This window comes from Flavobacterium agricola, from assembly GCF_025919725.1.
Classification (GTDB): Bacteria; Bacteroidota; Bacteroidia; order Flavobacteriales; family Flavobacteriaceae; genus Flavobacterium; species Flavobacterium agricola.
The window spans coordinates 2116702-2133536 of record NZ_CP081495.1 but is presented as its reverse complement, the minus strand read 5'-3'; the positions used below and the strand labels follow the sequence as shown (position 1 = coordinate 2133536).

The 16835-nt window shown below is 33.5% G+C and carries 14 protein-coding genes and 3 pseudogenes; 1 reads left to right on the top strand and 16 read right to left on the bottom strand.

The genetic code is table 11. The features are described 5' to 3' along the window. Nucleotides 1–3 precede the first annotated feature (3 nt). From K5I29_RS10605 to hemA, 16 genes and pseudogenes are all read right to left on the bottom strand, one after another. Nucleotides 4–1608: a fumarate hydratase gene (locus K5I29_RS10605; protein ID WP_264433191.1), complete on the bottom strand. Its 1605-nt coding sequence runs from the start codon at nucleotides 1606–1608 to the stop codon at nucleotides 4–6. A gap of 101 nt (nucleotides 1609–1709) precedes the next feature. After that, complete coding sequence (locus tag K5I29_RS10600) at nucleotides 1710–2270, bottom strand: hypothetical protein (RefSeq protein ID WP_264433190.1); 561 nt, start codon at nucleotides 2268–2270, stop codon at nucleotides 1710–1712. Then, nucleotides 2264–3987: pseudogene (locus K5I29_RS10595) on the bottom strand (ABC transporter ATP-binding protein). Before K5I29_RS10595 ends, K5I29_RS10600 begins: the two are co-directional and overlap by 7 nt. A 115-nt stretch (nucleotides 3988–4102) precedes the next feature. Beyond that, the gene (locus K5I29_RS10590) at nucleotides 4103–4561 is read right to left on the bottom strand and encodes an OsmC family protein (protein ID WP_264433188.1); all 459 of its coding nucleotides are present in this window, start codon (nucleotides 4559–4561) and stop codon (nucleotides 4103–4105) included. Between the two features lie 484 nt (nucleotides 4562–5045). Next, nucleotides 5046–5759 (bottom strand): 3'-5' exonuclease, encoded by a 714-nt coding sequence (locus tag K5I29_RS10585; RefSeq protein WP_264433187.1) that lies wholly within the window; start codon nucleotides 5757–5759, stop codon nucleotides 5046–5048. Further along, nucleotides 5749–6913: pseudogene (locus K5I29_RS10580) on the bottom strand (serine hydrolase domain-containing protein). Before K5I29_RS10580 ends, K5I29_RS10585 begins: the two are co-directional and overlap by 11 nt. 150 nt (nucleotides 6914–7063) lie before the next feature. Next, nucleotides 7064–7441, bottom strand: coding sequence for a c-type cytochrome (locus K5I29_RS10575; protein WP_264433185.1), 378 nt, complete (start codon nucleotides 7439–7441; stop codon nucleotides 7064–7066). Nucleotide 7442: 1 nt separating this feature from the next. Then, nucleotides 7443–8441, bottom strand: coding sequence for a porphobilinogen synthase (gene hemB / locus K5I29_RS10570; protein ID WP_264433184.1), 999 nt, complete (start codon nucleotides 8439–8441; stop codon nucleotides 7443–7445). A 15-nt stretch (nucleotides 8442–8456) separates the two neighbouring features. Beyond that, a complete protein-coding gene (locus tag K5I29_RS10565; protein ID WP_264433182.1) occupies nucleotides 8457–9386 on the bottom strand; it encodes a DUF4421 domain-containing protein in 930 nt (309 codons plus the stop codon). Beyond that, the gene (locus tag K5I29_RS10560) at nucleotides 9379–10359 is read right to left on the bottom strand and encodes a DUF4421 domain-containing protein (protein ID WP_264433181.1); all 981 of its coding nucleotides are present in this window, start codon (nucleotides 10357–10359) and stop codon (nucleotides 9379–9381) included. Before K5I29_RS10560 ends, K5I29_RS10565 begins: the two co-directional genes overlap by 8 nt. After that, complete coding sequence (gene hemF / locus K5I29_RS10555; protein WP_264433179.1) at nucleotides 10347–11252, bottom strand: oxygen-dependent coproporphyrinogen oxidase; 906 nt, start codon at nucleotides 11250–11252, stop codon at nucleotides 10347–10349. The genes K5I29_RS10560 and hemF overlap by 13 nt, the downstream gene beginning before the upstream one ends. A gap of 12 nt (nucleotides 11253–11264) precedes the next feature. Continuing rightward, nucleotides 11265–11624 (bottom strand): hypothetical protein, encoded by a 360-nt coding sequence (locus K5I29_RS10550; RefSeq protein WP_264433178.1) that lies wholly within the window; start codon nucleotides 11622–11624, stop codon nucleotides 11265–11267. 49 nt (nucleotides 11625–11673) lie between these two features. Then, nucleotides 11674–12696: a uroporphyrinogen decarboxylase gene (gene hemE, locus K5I29_RS10545; protein WP_264433176.1), complete on the bottom strand. Its 1023-nt coding sequence runs from the start codon at nucleotides 12694–12696 to the stop codon at nucleotides 11674–11676. A gap of 33 nt (nucleotides 12697–12729) precedes the next feature. Continuing rightward, nucleotides 12730–13395, bottom strand: a complete 666-nt coding sequence (locus K5I29_RS10540; RefSeq protein WP_264433175.1) for a uroporphyrinogen-III synthase — start codon at nucleotides 13393–13395, stop codon at nucleotides 12730–12732. Nucleotide 13396: 1 nt separating this feature from the next. Further along, nucleotides 13397–14320 (bottom strand): hydroxymethylbilane synthase, encoded by a 924-nt coding sequence (hemC, locus tag K5I29_RS10535; RefSeq protein WP_264433173.1) that lies wholly within the window; start codon nucleotides 14318–14320, stop codon nucleotides 13397–13399. Beyond that, nucleotides 14313–15572 (bottom strand): glutamyl-tRNA reductase, encoded by a 1260-nt coding sequence (gene hemA / locus K5I29_RS10530; protein WP_264433171.1) that lies wholly within the window; start codon nucleotides 15570–15572, stop codon nucleotides 14313–14315. The genes hemC and hemA overlap by 8 nt, the downstream gene beginning before the upstream one ends. A 365-nt stretch (nucleotides 15573–15937) precedes the next feature. On the opposite strand from hemA, the pseudogene K5I29_RS10525 reads away from it, so the two are divergent. Further along, nucleotides 15938–16812: pseudogene (locus K5I29_RS10525) on the top strand (helix-turn-helix transcriptional regulator). Nucleotides 16813–16835: the final 23 nt, after the last annotated feature.

Genomic DNA, 16835 nt, shown 5'->3' with positions numbered 1-16835 from the left:
ATTTTATAGATTCTGGAAAAAATCGTTTCCTTTATCATCTGTAATAATAAATGCCGGGAAGTTTTTAACGGTAATTTTACGAACCGCTTCCATGCCTAATTCAGGGAAATCAACAACTTCAACATTTAAAATATTATCTTTTGCTAAAATTGCAGCAGGACCACCAATTGAACCTAGGTAAAAACCGCCATGTTTTTTACAAGCATCTGTAACTTGTTGAGAACGGTTTCCTTTTGCTAACATAACTAATGAACCGCCTGCAGCCTGAAACTGATCTACATAACCATCCATACGGCCCGCTGTTGTTGGACCAAATGAACCTGAAGGCATTCCTTCTGGGGTTTTAGCTGGCCCTGCGTAATATACCGGGTGGTTTTTAAAATATTCTGGCATTGGCTGCCCGTTATCTAACATTTCTTTAATTTTAGCATGCGCCGTATCTCGAGCAACAATAACAGTACCGTTTAACATCACACGTGTTTTAATAGGATGTTTAGTAAGTTCAGCTAAAATTTCTTTCATTGGTAAATCCAAATCAATAGTTACCGGCTCTTCTAAATGCGGAGCTGTTGCAGGTAACATGCGTTCTGGATTAGTTTCTAATTGTTCAACAAAAATACCTTCGGCAGTAATTTTACCTTTAATATTTCTGTCTGCAGAACAAGAAACACCTAAACCAACCGGACAAGATGCTGCGTGACGTGGTAAGCGAATTACGCGAACGTCGTGCACTAAATATTTACCACCAAACTGCGCACCTACGCCAGATTCTTGACAGATTTTTTTAATACGTTCTTCCCAAGCTAAATCACGAAAAGCTTGTCCAGCCATGTTTCCTGTTGTTGGTAAGTTGTCGTAATAACCAGCTGATGCCTTTTTAACGGTTGCTAAAGTTGCTTCTGCAGATGTACCACCAATAACTAAAGCTAAGTGATAAGGCGGGCAAGCTGCTGTACCTAAATCCATAATTTTAGCTTTAACAAATGCTTCTAACGATTTTTCGTTTAATAACGATTTGGTTTGTTGGTATAAAAAAGTTTTGTTAGCAGAACCTCCACCTTTAGCTAAGAATAAAAATTCGTACGAATTTCCTTCTGTTGAATAAAGGTCAATTTGTGCTGGTAAGTTAGAACCTGAGTTTTTCTCTTCGAACATAGAAATAGGAACGATTTGAGAATAACGCAAGTTTTTATTTATGTAGGTATTGTAAATTCCTTTAGATAAAGCTTCTGCATCGTTTGCACCAGTAAAAACGTTTTCTCCTTTTTTACCTAAAACAATTGCTGTTCCTGTATCTTGACAAGATGGTAATTCACCTTTTACAGCTACGGCTGCATTTTGTAATAAATTGTAAGCTACAAATCGGTCGTTATCTGTTGCTTCAGGATCGTCAATAATAGCGCGAAGTTTTTCTAAATGCGAAGTACGTAACATGAAAGAAACATCACTCATGGCAACTTCTGCTAAAAGTTCTAATCCTTTTGGGTCTACCGTTAAGATTTCGCGGTCACCTAATTTTTCAACTTTTACATAATCCGAAGTTAATTTGCGATATTCAGTATCGTCTTTATGAATCGGATATGGATCTTGGTATATAAAATCTGACATTTAAATTAAGTTTTAAAGATTTGTAAATTTACTAAATATCTGCTACATAAGTTGCTTATTCAATTTAAACAATGGTTAACACCAACTAATTTAGACTGATTTTAATTTATTTCGTAATAGGTAATGTTTGAGGTTATTGGAAAAATTTTTAGCTCTCTGTTTTGGTACATAAACAACACATCGCTGGTTTTGCCAATGTATTTACCTTTAAACGTTTCGGTCTTGGTATAAATTGTTAAATCTTCAGCTAATTCTATATTATTGTAAAAATTTTTACTGTATTTCTGCGAAACAATAAAAATAAATAGCACAAACATGCAAATGCTAATGCAAAAACTTATGGTTTTGTATTGCGCTTGGCTTACAAAGCTTTTTTTAAAAAAGTTCGGAAAATAATCGCGCAACCTTAAATCTACGTAGTACAAAATCAGACATAATATGGCGATAACAAGGGTGAATAAAATAATTTTAAAATCACTGAACGGAAACAAAATAAAATCGGTTATATCGCAGTAATCAAATATATTAACATGAAAAGCTTTGTATTTTGCAAAGTTAAAAATCATGCCAATAGCAATAGCAACCACGTACAAAATGGTAAATAATATTTGTGGTTCGTTTAAACGGTCAAGCAGGCTGTTGTTGCTTTTTTTCATCACCATACTGGATTATTCTTTTTAGGTTTTTTTTTTAGCCCTTTGGGAATGGCCTGAATTAATTTTTTTGTGTACGCTGTTTTAGGTTCGGCATAAATAACATCGGCTTCTGCCATTTCTTCAATTTGTCCTTTATTCATAACCAAAACTTGATCAGAAAAGTATTTTACTACGGCTAAATCATGCGAAATAAAAAGATAGGTAAAACCAAAATTCTCTTTTAACTCGTTTAACAAGTTTAAAACTTGCGCTTGAACTGAAATATCTAAGGCCGAAACCGATTCGTCGCAAACAATAACTTTAGGTTGTAAAGCAATGGTACGAGCAATGCCAATGCGCTGGCGCTGACCGCCCGAAAATTCGTGCGGATAACGGTCAAAATGTTCGGCTCCTAGCCCTACGCGCTCTAAAATTTCGATTGTTTTTTGTTTGCGTTCAGCATCATTCTTATACAATTTATGAACTTGCATGGGTTCCATAATGGCTTTTCCAATCGGAATGCGCGGATTAAGTGATGAATACGGATCTTGAAAAATAATCTGAATTTCTTTGCGCAGCGCTTTTAATTCTGACTTAGAGCAATGCGTAATATCTTTTCCTTTGTATAAAATGGTCCCGGCTGTTGCTTTATCTAATTGTAAAATAGCATTACCTAAGGTAGATTTGCCACAGCCTGATTCACCCACCAAACCAACGGTTTCGCCTTCGTAAATTTTAAACGATACGTTGTTTACCGCTTTAAAACTTTGTTTTTTACCTAAAATGCCCACCGAATTAAAATATTCTTTTTCTAGATTGATTATTTCTAGCAACGGTTGTTGCTTGTATAGCGTTTCATGCTGTTTTTTTCGCATCTCAGGCGTTATTTCTACAGCTGCTACAGATTTGTTTAAAAAATCTTGAATGGTTGGTAAACGTTTTAAACGGATGTTTAAATCGGGGCGCGAAGCAATTAAGGCTTGCGTATAGGTTTCTTGCGGTTGATTAAAAATTTGTTGAGCCGTGCCTTGCTCTATTAATTTGCCACGAAACATAACTAAAACACGATCGGCTATTTCGGAAATTAATGCCAAATCGTGCGTTATAAATACGATTGACATGCTGGTTTGCTTTTGTAAATCTTTTAATAAAGCAATAATCTCTTTTTGTACTGTAACATCAAGCGCAGTTGTAGGTTCGTCAGCAATTAATAATTTGGGTTTGCATGCAATGGCCATAGCAATCATAACGCGTTGCTTTTGGCCACCCGATATTTGATGCGGTATTTGCTAAAAATTAGTTCTGGATCGGGTAATTTTACTTGTTGAAACAGTTGTAAAACCTGTTGTTTTATTTCTTTTTCTGCTAATTGCGTATGGATGCGTAAAACTTCGGCAACTTGTTCACCACATCGAATCGCAGGGTTTAAAGAACTCATAGGTTCCTGAAAAATCATGGCAATTTCGTTACCACGTATTTGTTGCCATTTTTTTTCTGAAAATGCGTTTATGTTTTGATTTTCAAAAATGATTTCTCCATCAATTTCTGTATTATTTTTAGGCAATAAACCTAAAGCTGCTAATGAGGTGATTGATTTGCCCGAACCCGATTCGCCCACAATGCCTAAAATTTCATTTTCGTAAACGTCAAAGCTTATGTCAAACAGTACTTTTTTCCATTCCTTATTATTTTTAAAAGAAATAGAAACGTTTTGATAGCGAAGTAAACAGGGCTTTGTTACCATAATTTATATTGTATAACCAAATATAACATAAAAAAACCTCTTCTAACTAAGAAGAGGTTTACAAACTAAACAAACAAACATTTACAAAATACTTAAATGACAAGGGCGTGTTTTACTACGCAACATTTTTTTGTAAAAAATCTTTAACTAACGATATATTAACCGGGGTATTATTTATTAAATTATCATATACAGGGCATCTTTCTTTTACGATATCCATCCACTGTTTTAAATGAGTTAAAGAAGCGTTAGAAGTAGGTTTTATGACGACTTCTATACCACGTAAACCTGCACGAGATCTGGTTTTTTCTCCTTCAAACTTTTTAGATTCAATTTCACCAGAAATTTCAACCTGAATAGATTTGAGCTCCATGTTTAATTCCTTAGCAACAATTTGACCTGTAGCATTAATACTTCCTGCAATTCCGGATAATAAAAACTCCAAAGGGTTTGGGGTTTCTAAATCAGAATTCGTAATCTGATTGCTAATTTTCACAGAAAAGTTTTGTGATTTTACTACGAATTGGTTTTCGTTACTCGAAAATCCTAATACATTTACGACTTGTCTACTCATTTTTAAAGGGTTTAAAATTTCTACTTCTTTTTCTTCTTCTTTATAGTAATAAAACTTTATGTTTTAATCTCATTTGTAACAAAAAAGTCCCACAAGCGTTTGCCTATGGGACCTTAAAAAAAATATCTATAACAACTAATATACACAGATTTAATTCAATAGGTCCCGTAGCGGATGTAATAACATCCACGATTTAATGCACATAATTGATGTATGTTGAACCGATTGATTTTTCATTTTAATATTTTATTTTACAAAAAACCTCGACAAAATATTGACGAGGCTTTATATATGATATGAATATGTTATAAAAAAATTATACGATATACAAAGCCGAAACCGAATGTGATTTACACATTTGTTTTAAGGAATGATATGTACAAATAATTGATAACATAATTTTTTTCTTTGTTCTTATATATCTATAACTCAAAATTGCGCAATTTATTTGGTTTGACCAAACTTTTTTTACGATTTCATGTAATTATTTTATTTCAACCTCATTTTCAGTCAATAACGGTTCATTTCTTAACCTTAACATAACCTGAGCGGTTGCAATTACATCTTTTTCACAATACCGTACAATTCGATCTATATATTTTTCCTGATAATATACATTTGCTACTTGACTACCATCAATATCATCTTTAGGAGATGGAATACCTAAAACGTGTGTTAAAAGTTTTAAGGAAGTAAAATGTTTGTAATCGCCAAATTTCCACATTTCTAACGTATCTAAAATAGGTACTTCCCAAGGTTTTTTACCCATTAAATTAAGTTTGTCTGGTAAATTGATATGGTTAATTAAATACCTTCTGCCTAAAAAGGGAATATCAAATTCTTTGGCATTGTGGCCACACAAAATATGTTGCGGTTCGTTGAAATGGTTTTGTAGTAGATTATAAAAATCTTGTAGAATTTTTGTTTCATTACCGCTAAAGCTTTTGATACGGAATTCTCTTTTTTGATTTTGTATGTTAAAATAACCTACCGAAATACAAATTATTTTTCCAAATTCAGCCCAAATGCCCGCACGTTCGTAAAATTCATTTGCAGGAATTTCATCTTTTCGTTGATAAGCTGTTTTAACTTCGAATAGGTTTTGCGTTTCGGTATCTAAATCTGTAAAGTTTTCAAATTCCGGAACGGTTTCAATATCTAAAAATAAAATATTTTGAAGCCTTATTTTATTGATCATAAATTGTGTTTCGTTTTTTTAGCATTTCTAACGCTTCGTTTACATATACATAAAAATCATTGCTATGCGGATCGGCATCGGTTTGTTCGCCTTTTAAATGGCCTAAACGCACAATTACCAAATCTTCGTCTGGAATAACAATTACAAATTGGCCTAAATGCCCGCATATAATACATGGGTTTATTTAAATAATGATGCAACCACCATCCGTAACCATATTCTGGAGATTCTGTAAACTTTGGGGTTGTAGAAAGTTTTACAAAGTTGCTATCAATAAGTTGTTGCCCATTCCAATTGCCTTTATTTTTAAATAGTTTACCAAAACGAGCAAAATCGCGTGCGTTTGAGGTAAAACAACAATATGCTTTTTCTAATCCATTTTTTTTAGAATCTACTTGCCAATATGCTACATTTTCTGCTCCCATTGGTTGCCAAAATTTTTCTGAAACATAATCAGAAAGCTTTTTACCGGTAGCTTTTTCTAGCACCATGGCTAAAAGTTGCGTATCTCCGCTTTGGTATTCAAACTTTTGGCCCGGCTGCGTCTCAATAGGAATTTCTAGCATCATTTCTTCTAAATCATTATAAAAATATGCTTTTGTTGTGACCGAAGTTGGCGCTGCATAACGCTCATCCCATTTTAAACCGGAGCTCATGCTAGATAAATCACCCACCGTAACTTCTGCCGCATAAGGACCCGAAAGTTGAGGTAAAAATTCGATTACTTTTTGATCTAAACTTTTTATATATCCTTCTTCTATCGCTTTTCCCAATGCTGCCGATGTTATACTTTTCGCTATTGAAAATGAGTTGGTTAAAGAATTTTCATTATAACCATCAAAGTAAGATTCGTACCAAATGCTATCGTTTTTTATAATTAAATACGCAATGGTTTGCAGTTCTTTATTTGTTTTTTGTAAAGTTGGTGTTTCGTTTATGGTGTTGTAATCAACTGCTAAGGGCCAAGGTTGGGCTTCGCCGATGTTAACTTTTCGGGTATCAAAATAATTATAATCGTCTAAAAATGCCGTTTTGTGTCCGTTTAAATAAATGGTTCTAACGGCTTTAAGCAAATAATTGGTGTTTGTTAAAAACAGAATAATTACTAAAGCTGCTATGCAAGCAAATATAAATATTACGGACTTTTTTACCATTTTAGCTTGTTGTTGAGTTAATTTTGGATATATAGTTGACTGATTGGCTTATGTTTACGTTTGTTTATAATGTAATAACTTCTAAATTACAATTTTTATTTTTAAGTTGAATTAAAAAAAAACGCCCTTACCTATGTAAGAGCGATTTTTTTAAAAGCTTTCCATATAAGCAATAACAGCTTCTAACTCATTTTCTGGTAATCTTTTAGTGATTACAAAGTTGGTTTTCATGGTTACATATTGTGTCGGATCTACAATAGGTTCTGCTTTTTCTAATAAAAAGGCTTTCATATCTCCGTTTTGAGCGCGATAAATTTCAGCAATTTCTTTAATGCTTGGCCCAATGGCTTTACGTTCTGGTAAATGACATGATGCGCAAGCGCCTTTTCCGTCAAATATTTTTTTACCTAAAGCTAATTGCTGTTCTTTCTCTGATAAATTAGTAGGGGTAACTTCTACCGTTTCTTTTGTTTTTCCGCAAGAAACTACTGCTAATGCAAGAATTCCGAATACTAAAAACTTTTTCATGTTATTTTTGGTTTAATAAAATTGCTGCTTCTTTAGCAAAATAAGTAGAAATTAAACTTGCACCTGCACGTTTGATGCACATTAATTGCTCCATCATAATCTTGTCATGATCCAACCAACCTTTTTCGGCAGCGGCTTTAATCATGGCATATTCGCCCGAAACGTGATATACAGCAACTGGCACATCAACATTGTCTTTTACTTCACGAACAATATCTAAATATGCGGTTCCTGGTTTTACCATTACCATATCTGCTCCTTCTTCAACATCCCAAATAGCTTCTTTAATCGCTTCGATGCGGTTAGCATAATCCATTTGATAGGTTTTTTTATCGGTAGGAACAACTTCTGTTGTTTGTCTAGGTGCAGAATCTAACGCATCGCGGAAAGGTCCGTAAAAAGCAGATGCGTATTTGGCTGAATAACTCATAATGCCAACGTTACTAAATCCGGCAGCATCTAAACCTTCGCGCATGCGTAAAATACGTCCGTCCATCATATCTGACGGTGCAACAAAATCGGCACCTGCCTGGGCATGAGAAACTGCCATTTTTACTAATGCATCAACTGTTGAATCATTTTCTACTTCTCCATTTTTAATAATCCCGTCGTGCCCGTACATAGAATACGGATCTAAAGCTACATCGGGCATTATAATCATTTCTGGTACGGCTGCTTTAATGGCGCGAATAGCGCGTTGCATTAATCCATCAGCATTCCATGCTTCTTTACCTGTATTATCTTTTAAATCGTCGCTTACTTTTACATAAATGTTTACGGCACGAATACCTAAGTCGAATAATTCTTTAACTTCTTTCACCGTTAAATCTACAGAGCGACGGTAAATGCCTGGCATTGACGGAATTTCTATTTCCTGATTTTCGCCCTCAACAATAAACATTGGGAACATAAAATCTGCCGGACTTAAGCTGGTTTCTCGAACTAAACTTCTAATAGATTCGTTTTGTCTTAATCTTCTACCTCGGTGTAATGGAAACATATTCTGAGTTTTTAATTATAGTATTTTATGATATATTTTTTTTAATTTTTTTGGAGGATCAAATCGATAACCAATTTCTAGTTTTAAAAATTCGAAAGAATTATTATAACTTTCGTTGGTATGATTTAAAAAAAATGATGTTCCTGAATAGCTAAAAAAACTAAAAAAGTTTTTATGATTGTATCCCATTTTAGCATTCATAGATAATTCAGAAAGTACATTTACTTCTCCATCCATACTGGTTAAACCAGCTCCTAAGCTTGCTCCTCCGCCTATTAAAAAACGTTTGTTTATAACTAAATTGTAGTAATAAGCTGGTGAAATTGTAGCGCTATATATTTCAGAATTTATCGGATTATTGCTATCATACGATTTTAGGTTGGTATAATAAATGGCAAGATTAGCAATAAAACTTCCTGCACTTTTTTTTTGCCATTCGTTATAATTAAATAACGTTTTGTACGAAAATTTATCGTTAAAAACATACGATGTTGTTCTGCCAATTTTTAATGATTGCAATTCCGGAAAAAAATATTTACTCGGATCTTTAAAATCTAGTAAAAACCCCTTCTGCTTTATAATAGTTATAGATTGTTGCCATTTTTTAAAAGAAAATCGCGTACTAAACCGAATATCTTTTGAGCTTTCAAGTTCTTTATTTGTTTTTAAAAAACTCGGTGTAAAACCGAACGAAAAATTTAAAATCTTATAACTAACATTGCCAACTAATCGCATTTGCGAATTGGGTGAAAATTTGATTCGAGAAGCATCGGTAGCTGCATCATCTTTATACGAAATGTAAAAAGAATCGTTATTTGATTCTACCGAAATACTTGTTACCAGTTTTTCTTTAAAAGTTGTTATGTAAGTTTGAGCCGTGTCTTGCTGTGCCATGCAAATGTGGCAAAAAAAATATAAACTTATTGTAGCAATAAGTTTATTCATGCTCAATTTTTTTTACTTCTTTATTCAACTCTTTGTTAACTTTTCTTAATTCTTCGTTGTACGTGTTTTTTACAATTTTTGGCGGATCAAATCTAAAACCAACGGTTATTAAACCTTTCAAAGCAGTTTGATCTACTTGCGTTCTGTTTTCGTTAAACAGAAAGTTAGTGTTATTTATTTCTAAATAGCTATAAAACGCAGTTGTATTATACCCTAATTTTGAATTAAAAGTTATCTGACCTAATGCTGAGGTTTTTTTGTTATGTACATCTAAACCTGCGCCAACGCCTAAACCACCAGATAAAAACACCTTTCTGTTAATTACCCAAGTATAATAATAAGATGGGGTTATGGCAAAACTAAAAAGCTCTAAATTAAAATCTGACTTATCATCTTTATTTTCGAAACTTGTATAATAAAATGAAAAGTTTGGAACAAAACTTCCGGCACTTTTTATTTGCCATTCCTTTTGATTGAATAGGGCTAAAAATGAAAAATTATCATTCAATACAAATGATGTTGTTCCTCCAACCCGAATCGATCTGAAAGAAGGTAAATAATCACTTTCAGCACCCGAAAAGTCTGAAAAGAAACCTTTTTGTTTTACAAAACTTACCGATTGGTACCATTTTTTATGATTAAAACGCGTACCAAAATTAAAATTACTGGTTTTGTATTTGTCTGAATTAGAACGCATAAACCAAGGCGTGTAACCAAACGAAATATCAATTAATTTATAGGTAACACCAAAGTTTATTTTTTGTTTTATGTTAGGATAAAATGAAATAGCATTAGTTTGCCCGTCTGTTTTACTACTTAAAACAAATGATTCGGTATCGCTTTGTAAACTTATGCTTGCAATAATTTTTTCTCCATAAGATATTTTGTATTCATTTATTGAATCGTTTTGAGCAGTAACTATTTGATTACCAATGCAAATAAAAAAAACAAATGTCCAAATTAATTTATCCATGCTTTAGGGTTGGCTAAAACTTTTAACAATTTTTCTTCTTCAGAACCTGGTTCTGGCTGATGGTCGTAAACCCATTGTACGTGCGGCGGTAAGCTCATTAAAATAGATTCAATTCGGCCGTTGGTTTTTAATCCAAAAATAGTTCCGCGGTCGTGTACTAAATTAAATTCTACATAACGTCCACGACGAATTTCTTGCCATGTTCTGTTAGCATCCGAGTACGGTAAATCTTTTCTTTTCTCAACAATTGGAACGTAAGATGCTAAGAAACTATTGCCAACTTCGATCACAAAGTTGTACCAAGCTTCCATATTCATGGTTTCAGTTTCTACTAAATGGTCAAAAAACAAACCACCAATTCCTCGTGCTTCGTTGCGATGTGCATTCCAAAAATATTCATCACAAACTTTTTTATATTTCGGATAGAATTCCGGATTGTGTTTATCGCACGCATTTTTACAAATTTGATGAAAATGTTGTGCATCTTCTTCAAATAAATAATATGGAGTTAAATCTTGTCCGCCACCAAACCAAGAACCAACAACATTACCTGCTTTGTCGTACATTTCAAAATAACGCCAATTGGCATGTACCGTTGGTACCATTGGGTTTATAGGATGTAAAACCAAACTTAAACCGCATGCGTAAAAATCTACATCGCCAACATTAAATGCTTTTTGCATGGTTTCTGGCAAATGTCCGTGCACAGCAGAAGTATTTACTCCGCCTTTTTCAAAAACGGATCCGTTTTCAATAACACGCGTTCTTCCGCCTCCGCCGCCTGGGCGCTCCCATAAATCTTCTTGAAACTTAGCTTGGCCATCAATAGCTTCTAACTTAGCAGTAATGGTGTCTTGTAATTGTAATATATATTGATAAAACTTATCTTTCATTCGTACTATTTGTTATAATTTATCCATTTTAGAAACAATTGTCATAGAAAACAACTTGCTTTCATCTAAAATAAATTGATATAAATGTTTTGCTCGCTCTTTTAATAATTTATTTGGCGTGTTTTTTTCTAACGCTACTAATATATCGGCAAAACTTTCTATTTGTTCCCACGGCCATTTTAACGTAAGGAATTGCTGAAAAAAGGCATTTTCATCGGCATCTAAAACAACTTGCTTGCTAAAACCAGCTTCTTCTAAGGTTGTCCAAAATAAAGCTTCGTTAAAATTTTCGGGTATAAATGTTATACCCGATAAGCGTTGTAATAGTGCGTTAATGCGTTGTTCGCTTTCGTCTTTTTTGTTGGTGAGCATGGTATAATGTAAAAAACAGTTTACGTAAAGGTAAACTGTTTTTTTTTAATTATTTATATTCTTTAACAGCTTCTATAAAAGCTTTGGCATGATCTACCGGAATATTCGGTAAAATACCATGGCCAAGGTTTACTACTAATTTGTCTTTTCCAAATTCATCAATCATTTCATGAACCATTTTTTTAATGGTTGGAATTGGAGATAATAAACGAGACGGATCAAAGTTTCCTTGTAACGTAATATCATTACCTGCAAATAAACGTGCATTTTTAGGAGAACAAGTCCAATCTACTCCTAAAGCTTTAGCTCTAGATTGTGCCATATCGCCTAAAGCAAACCAACAACCTTTTCCGAAAACAATAACTTCAGTTTCGTCAGCTAAAGCTTCAACAATTTGGTTGATGTATTTCCAAGAAAATTCTTGATAATCAGCTGGCGAAAGCATTCCGCCCCAAGAATCAAAAATTTGAACCGCGTCAACTCCTACTTTTACTTTTGCTTTTAAGTATGCAATGGTTGTGTCTGTAATTTTTTGCAATAACGTATGTGCAGCGATTGGTTGTGTAAAACAAAAAGCTTTTGCTTTGTCAAAGTTTTTAGAACCTTGTCCTTGTACCGCATAACAAAAAATTGTCCAAGGAGAACCAGCAAAACCAATTAATGGCACGCGGTTGTCTAACATTTCTTTGGTTATTTTAATAGCTTCCATTACGTAACCTAATGTTTCATCAATATTAGGAATAATAACCTGGTCTACATCTGCAGCACTACGTATTGGGTTTGGTAACCACGGCCCAACGTCTTCTTTCATTAAAACTTCAATATTCATGGCTTGAGGAACCACAAGAATATCTGAGAATAAAATAGCAGCATCTGATCCTACAATATCAATAGGTTGAACCGTAATTTCGGCAGCAATTTCGGGCATTCTACAACGCGTAAAAAAATCGTATTTTTCACGAATTGCGCGAAATTCTGGTAAATATCTACCTGCTTGTCGCATCATCCAAACTGGAGGTCTTTCAACTGATTCTCCTTTTAAAGCTCTCAGAAATAAGTCGTTTTTTAACATAGTTTTGAATTTGTTTTTTCGGCAAGCCGAATTTTATTTTTTATAATAATTTATACATTGTAAAACTACCGCATCAATGGTTTGGTGTTGGGCAATTACAATGTTATTGGTAATTCCTTGTAAGGCATCGGCTGTTGTTGTGCCAATGCAAAAGCACGTTTGGTTGGTAATGGTGTTTTGTTTTAAATAGCTGTTAACGCCTGAAGGGCTATAAAATAAAACAGCTTGATGCGCTGTTGTTATTTTAAAACTGCTTTCAGAGTTTTGATACACCAAATACTCGTCGTACTTTATGTTTGCTTGTTGCATGGCGTTTGGTAAAACATCACGTCTTAAATTGCCGGCAAAAAAAGCAATGTGCTTGTTTGTATATTTTTGTTGAATAATTGGCGCTAGTTCGCTGGCATATTCTTTAGTTTCTAAAACTGTAAAACCTAAACTTTCTAACATTTTTCGGGTTACCGAACCAACACAAATTGCTGGAATATCTTTAAGTTGATTAAAGTTTGTGTTTGCTGTAACGCTTTGTACCGCATTTTGCGATGTAAAAAGTAAAAGATTTGGTGTTGTTTGTAATGAAAAAGGTAACGTTTGAATTTGAATAAAATCATTTTCTAGCACCGAAAAACCTGCATCTAACAACAATTGCTTTTGATGGCTTTTTAATTTTTTTGTCGATAAAACACAGCAGTTATTCATGTTACTTTTTTAAATGCGCACGTAATTCTTGCATTAAAGCTTCGCCGCCGTTTTCTAAAATTTCTTTTGCGCAGAAAAAACCTAATTTTTTCCACTCTTCAATCGGAACTGTTTTTTCTACTTCAAACTTCTGTTTTCCGTCTAAAGAATATAAGGCACCATTAAAATGAATGGTATCATCTTTTTCGTTGTATTTAGCTAATGCGCCAATTGGTGCGCTACAACCACCTTCTAAAGTACGTAAAAACTGACGTTCTATATAAGTTGCAATTTCTGTTTCTAAATGATTTAATTGTTCTAAAGCATCTAAAACAAAGGCATCATCTTGCATAGCAACAACAACTACAGCTCCCTGTGCTGGTGCCGGAATCATCCAATCTAAATCAATATAATCGCTTGGTTTTAAGTTGATGCGTTCTAGTCCTGCAGCTGCAAAAATAGCACCGTTCCAATCGTTATCTTTTAGTTTTTGCATGCGTGTGTTTACGTTACCACGTAAATCTTCAACCTGATGCGTTGGGTATTTGTTTAACCATTGTGCTTTACGGCGTAATGAGCCCGAAGCAATGGTTCCGGTAGTTTGTAAAAAATCTAAATTACCTTTATGAACTAAAATATCAACTGATTTTGCGCGTTCTAAAACTGCTGCCTGAACAATACCTTGTGGTAATGCAGTAGGTACATCTTTCATAGAATGTACTGCAATATCAACTTGGCCAGCTAACATGGCAACATCTAAAGTTTTGGTAAATATGCCAGTAATGCCTAGCTCGTATAAAGGTTTGTCAAGAATAATATCGCCTTGAGATTTTACCGCAACAATTTCGGTTTTATAACCCAAATCGTTTAATTTATTTTGTACAGTATGTGCTTGCCATAAAGCCAATTCACTATCTCGAGTACCAATGCGGATTACTTTACTCATTTCTTATAGGTTCAATTTGAAATACTTTTTCTATCCATTCAATGCTTTCGTCAACCGATGTGTTGTCGTCTTTTAAATGGCTTGCAAAATGTGCAGTTATTTTTTGAATGATGCGGTTGCTTATTAATTCGGCTTGCGCTTCATCAAAATTATTTAGTTTTTTACGCTGAAAGTTTAGCTCGCTATCTTTCATTGAATTTAGTTTGTCTTTTAACGCGTTAATTGTTGGGGCAAATTTGCGCGCTTTGGTCCATTCTAAAAATTCATGTTGTACTTCGCTAATTATTTCTTCGGCGTGAGGAATATGTTTTTTTCTGTTCTCTAAAGTTTCGTCCGTGATTTGTGATAATTGATCCATGTGCACCAATTGTACTAACGGATTGTCTAAAACGTTTTCGTTTACGTTTTTCGGAATCGATAAATCTAAAATTAACAGTGGTTTTTTTAAGTTTAAAATAGTTTTATCAACCGTTGGGTTTTGCGCTCCGGTTGCAACAACTAAAACATCGGCTGTTTGAATTTCGGTCTGTAAATCGGCATAATCTTTAACGGTTAAGTTAAATTTACCTGCAATTTTTTCGGCCTTATCTCGCGTTCTGTTTATTAAAGTAATGTGGTTGTTTTTGGTGTGTTTTACTAAGTTTTCACACGTATTACGTCCAATTTTTCCGGTACCAAACAACAATATTTTTTTGTTGTCTAAATCGGGTACGTTTTTAAAAATATATTGTACAGATGCAAACGATACAGATGTTGCACCCGATGAAATTTCAGTTTCGTTTTTAATGCGTTTAGAAGCCTGAATAACTGAGTTAGCCAATCTTTCTAAATACGAATTGGTTAAAGCTAATTCTTTACTTTCGTTAAAGCTATTTTTTACTTGAGAAATAATCTCAAAATCGCCTAAAATTTGGCTGTCTAAACCAGTACCTACTTTAAATAAGTGATTGGTAGCTTCTTTGTTTTTTAATACATAAGCTACGTTCTGAAATTCTTCTAAAGTACCGTTACTGTTATCCGTTAATAATTTTATTAACTGGAATGGATGTTCGGCATATCCATAAACCTCTGTTCTATTACAAGTTGATATTACGAGTAAACTTTCTATACCATCTGCTTTAGCTTGTTCAAGTGCTTTTCGTTTTGCTTGCGGGTCAAGGCTAAATTTACCACGCATCTCTGCATCTGCCTTTTTGTAGCTTAACCCTACTGCGTAAAAAGAAGTATGCTTTGATTTGTTATTCTGTTCCATCTATTAACACGTATTCAAAATGTGATACAAAAGTATTATTACCAATTTACATAAAACAACGCTAGAAGTTCTATTTGTAACGCTGCGTGATTTTTTAGGTCATTTTTAGCATTTTAGCGTTACTTTTTTACAAACCTACTAGTTTAGTAGCTTTAAAAGCTTTCTATTTGTAATTAATCTAAATAAATTTAATAAATAATTTTTTTGCTGTTTTTAAAAATAACGCTAAAAGTTCGATTATATTTGCAAAGATAAATACATTATTTTGCCTGTGTCAATAACTTAGGTTAATAAAAATTGATATAATTATAGATAAACCTTATTAACTTGCGTTATTGTAGTTCAGAAATTTTAAACATGTTGCTATGGAGAATTTAATTGAAGAGATTAGAATTGATGATGATTTTATTTTACTGCGCATCCAAAACGATACCGAACAAGAACAAACGGTACTAAGAAATGTGAATCATAACATGATTCAGTTTCATTTTTTCTTAAAAGGTTCGGGTAAGTTTTTATTTAACCAAGGCAGTTATCAAATGGATTTAAAAGAAGAGAAAACCTTGCTTTTATACAATCCGCAAAAAGAACTGCCCTTGCATTTAACCCTAAAACCCAATTCGTGGTTGGTTTCGTTACTAATATCGGTTACCAAGTTTCATAATTTGTTTTCAAACTTTACCCACGGTATTCCGTTTTTAATGCAAGAAAATATTGGTAAAAAATATTACAGCGAAGAAAACATTTCGCCAGCAATGGCCATTGTACTCAATCAAATGTTTCATTTCAGCTTAAACGCATCAATTAAAAATTTATATTATAAAGGTAAAGCGTTCGAGCTTTTAAGTTTAGTTTTTAATAAAGTTGATGATGCAGCTAACGAACAATGTCCGTTTTTAATTGATGAAGAAAATGTGCTTAAATTAAAAAGAGCTAAAGAAATTGTTATTGCCAATATGGCCGAACCGCCGGGGTTACAAGAATTAGCCGATCAGGTTGGATTAACCTTAAAAAAGCTAAAAATGGGCTTTAAACAAGTTTATGGTGATTCGGTTTACAGCTTTTTACTTGATTATAAAATGGAATATGCTCGTAAGCTTTTAGATTCGGGTTCCTACAACGTAAACGAAGTAAGTTTAAAAGTTGGATACAGCACCGCAAGCCATTTTATTGCTGCTTTTAAAAAAAGTTTGGTACCACGCCTAAAAAATATGTTTTATCATTGGCCGTTAACCCATAAATTTTATCAATAACAAAACATAT

What these genes read in the sequence shown, in the direction of transcription:
- K5I29_RS10560 (WP_264433181.1), bottom strand. Translation starts at nt 10,359, where the DNA reads ATGGATAAATTAATTTGGACATTTGTTTTTTTTATTTGCATTGGTAAT.
- K5I29_RS10540 (WP_264433175.1), bottom strand. Translation starts at nt 13,395, where the DNA reads ATGAATAACTGCTGTGTTTTATCGACAAAAAAATTAAAAAGCCATCAA.
- K5I29_RS10590 (WP_264433188.1), bottom strand. Translation starts at nt 4,561, where the DNA reads ATGAGTAGACAAGTCGTAAATGTATTAGGATTTTCGAGTAACGAAAAC.
- K5I29_RS10605 (WP_264433191.1), bottom strand. Translation starts at nt 1,608, where the DNA reads ATGTCAGATTTTATATACCAAGATCCATATCCGATTCATAAAGACGAT.
- K5I29_RS10550 (WP_264433178.1), bottom strand. Translation starts at nt 11,624, where the DNA reads ATGCTCACCAACAAAAAAGACGAAAGCGAACAACGCATTAACGCACTA.
- K5I29_RS10585 (WP_264433187.1), bottom strand. Translation starts at nt 5,759, where the DNA reads ATGATCAATAAAATAAGGCTTCAAAATATTTTATTTTTAGATATTGAA.
- K5I29_RS10565 (WP_264433182.1), bottom strand. Translation starts at nt 9,386, where the DNA reads ATGAATAAACTTATTGCTACAATAAGTTTATATTTTTTTTGCCACATT.
- hemC (WP_264433173.1), bottom strand. Translation starts at nt 14,320, where the DNA reads ATGAGTAAAGTAATCCGCATTGGTACTCGAGATAGTGAATTGGCTTTA.
- hemE (WP_264433176.1), bottom strand. Translation starts at nt 12,696, where the DNA reads ATGTTAAAAAACGACTTATTTCTGAGAGCTTTAAAAGGAGAATCAGTT.
- hemA (WP_264433171.1), bottom strand. Translation starts at nt 15,572, where the DNA reads ATGGAACAGAATAACAAATCAAAGCATACTTCTTTTTACGCAGTAGGG.
- hemF (WP_264433179.1), bottom strand. Translation starts at nt 11,252, where the DNA reads ATGAAAGATAAGTTTTATCAATATATATTACAATTACAAGACACCATT.
- K5I29_RS10600 (WP_264433190.1), bottom strand. Translation starts at nt 2,270, where the DNA reads ATGGTGATGAAAAAAAGCAACAACAGCCTGCTTGACCGTTTAAACGAA.
- K5I29_RS10575 (WP_264433185.1), bottom strand. Translation starts at nt 7,441, where the DNA reads ATGAAAAAGTTTTTAGTATTCGGAATTCTTGCATTAGCAGTAGTTTCT.
- hemB (WP_264433184.1), bottom strand. Translation starts at nt 8,441, where the DNA reads ATGTTTCCATTACACCGAGGTAGAAGATTAAGACAAAACGAATCTATT.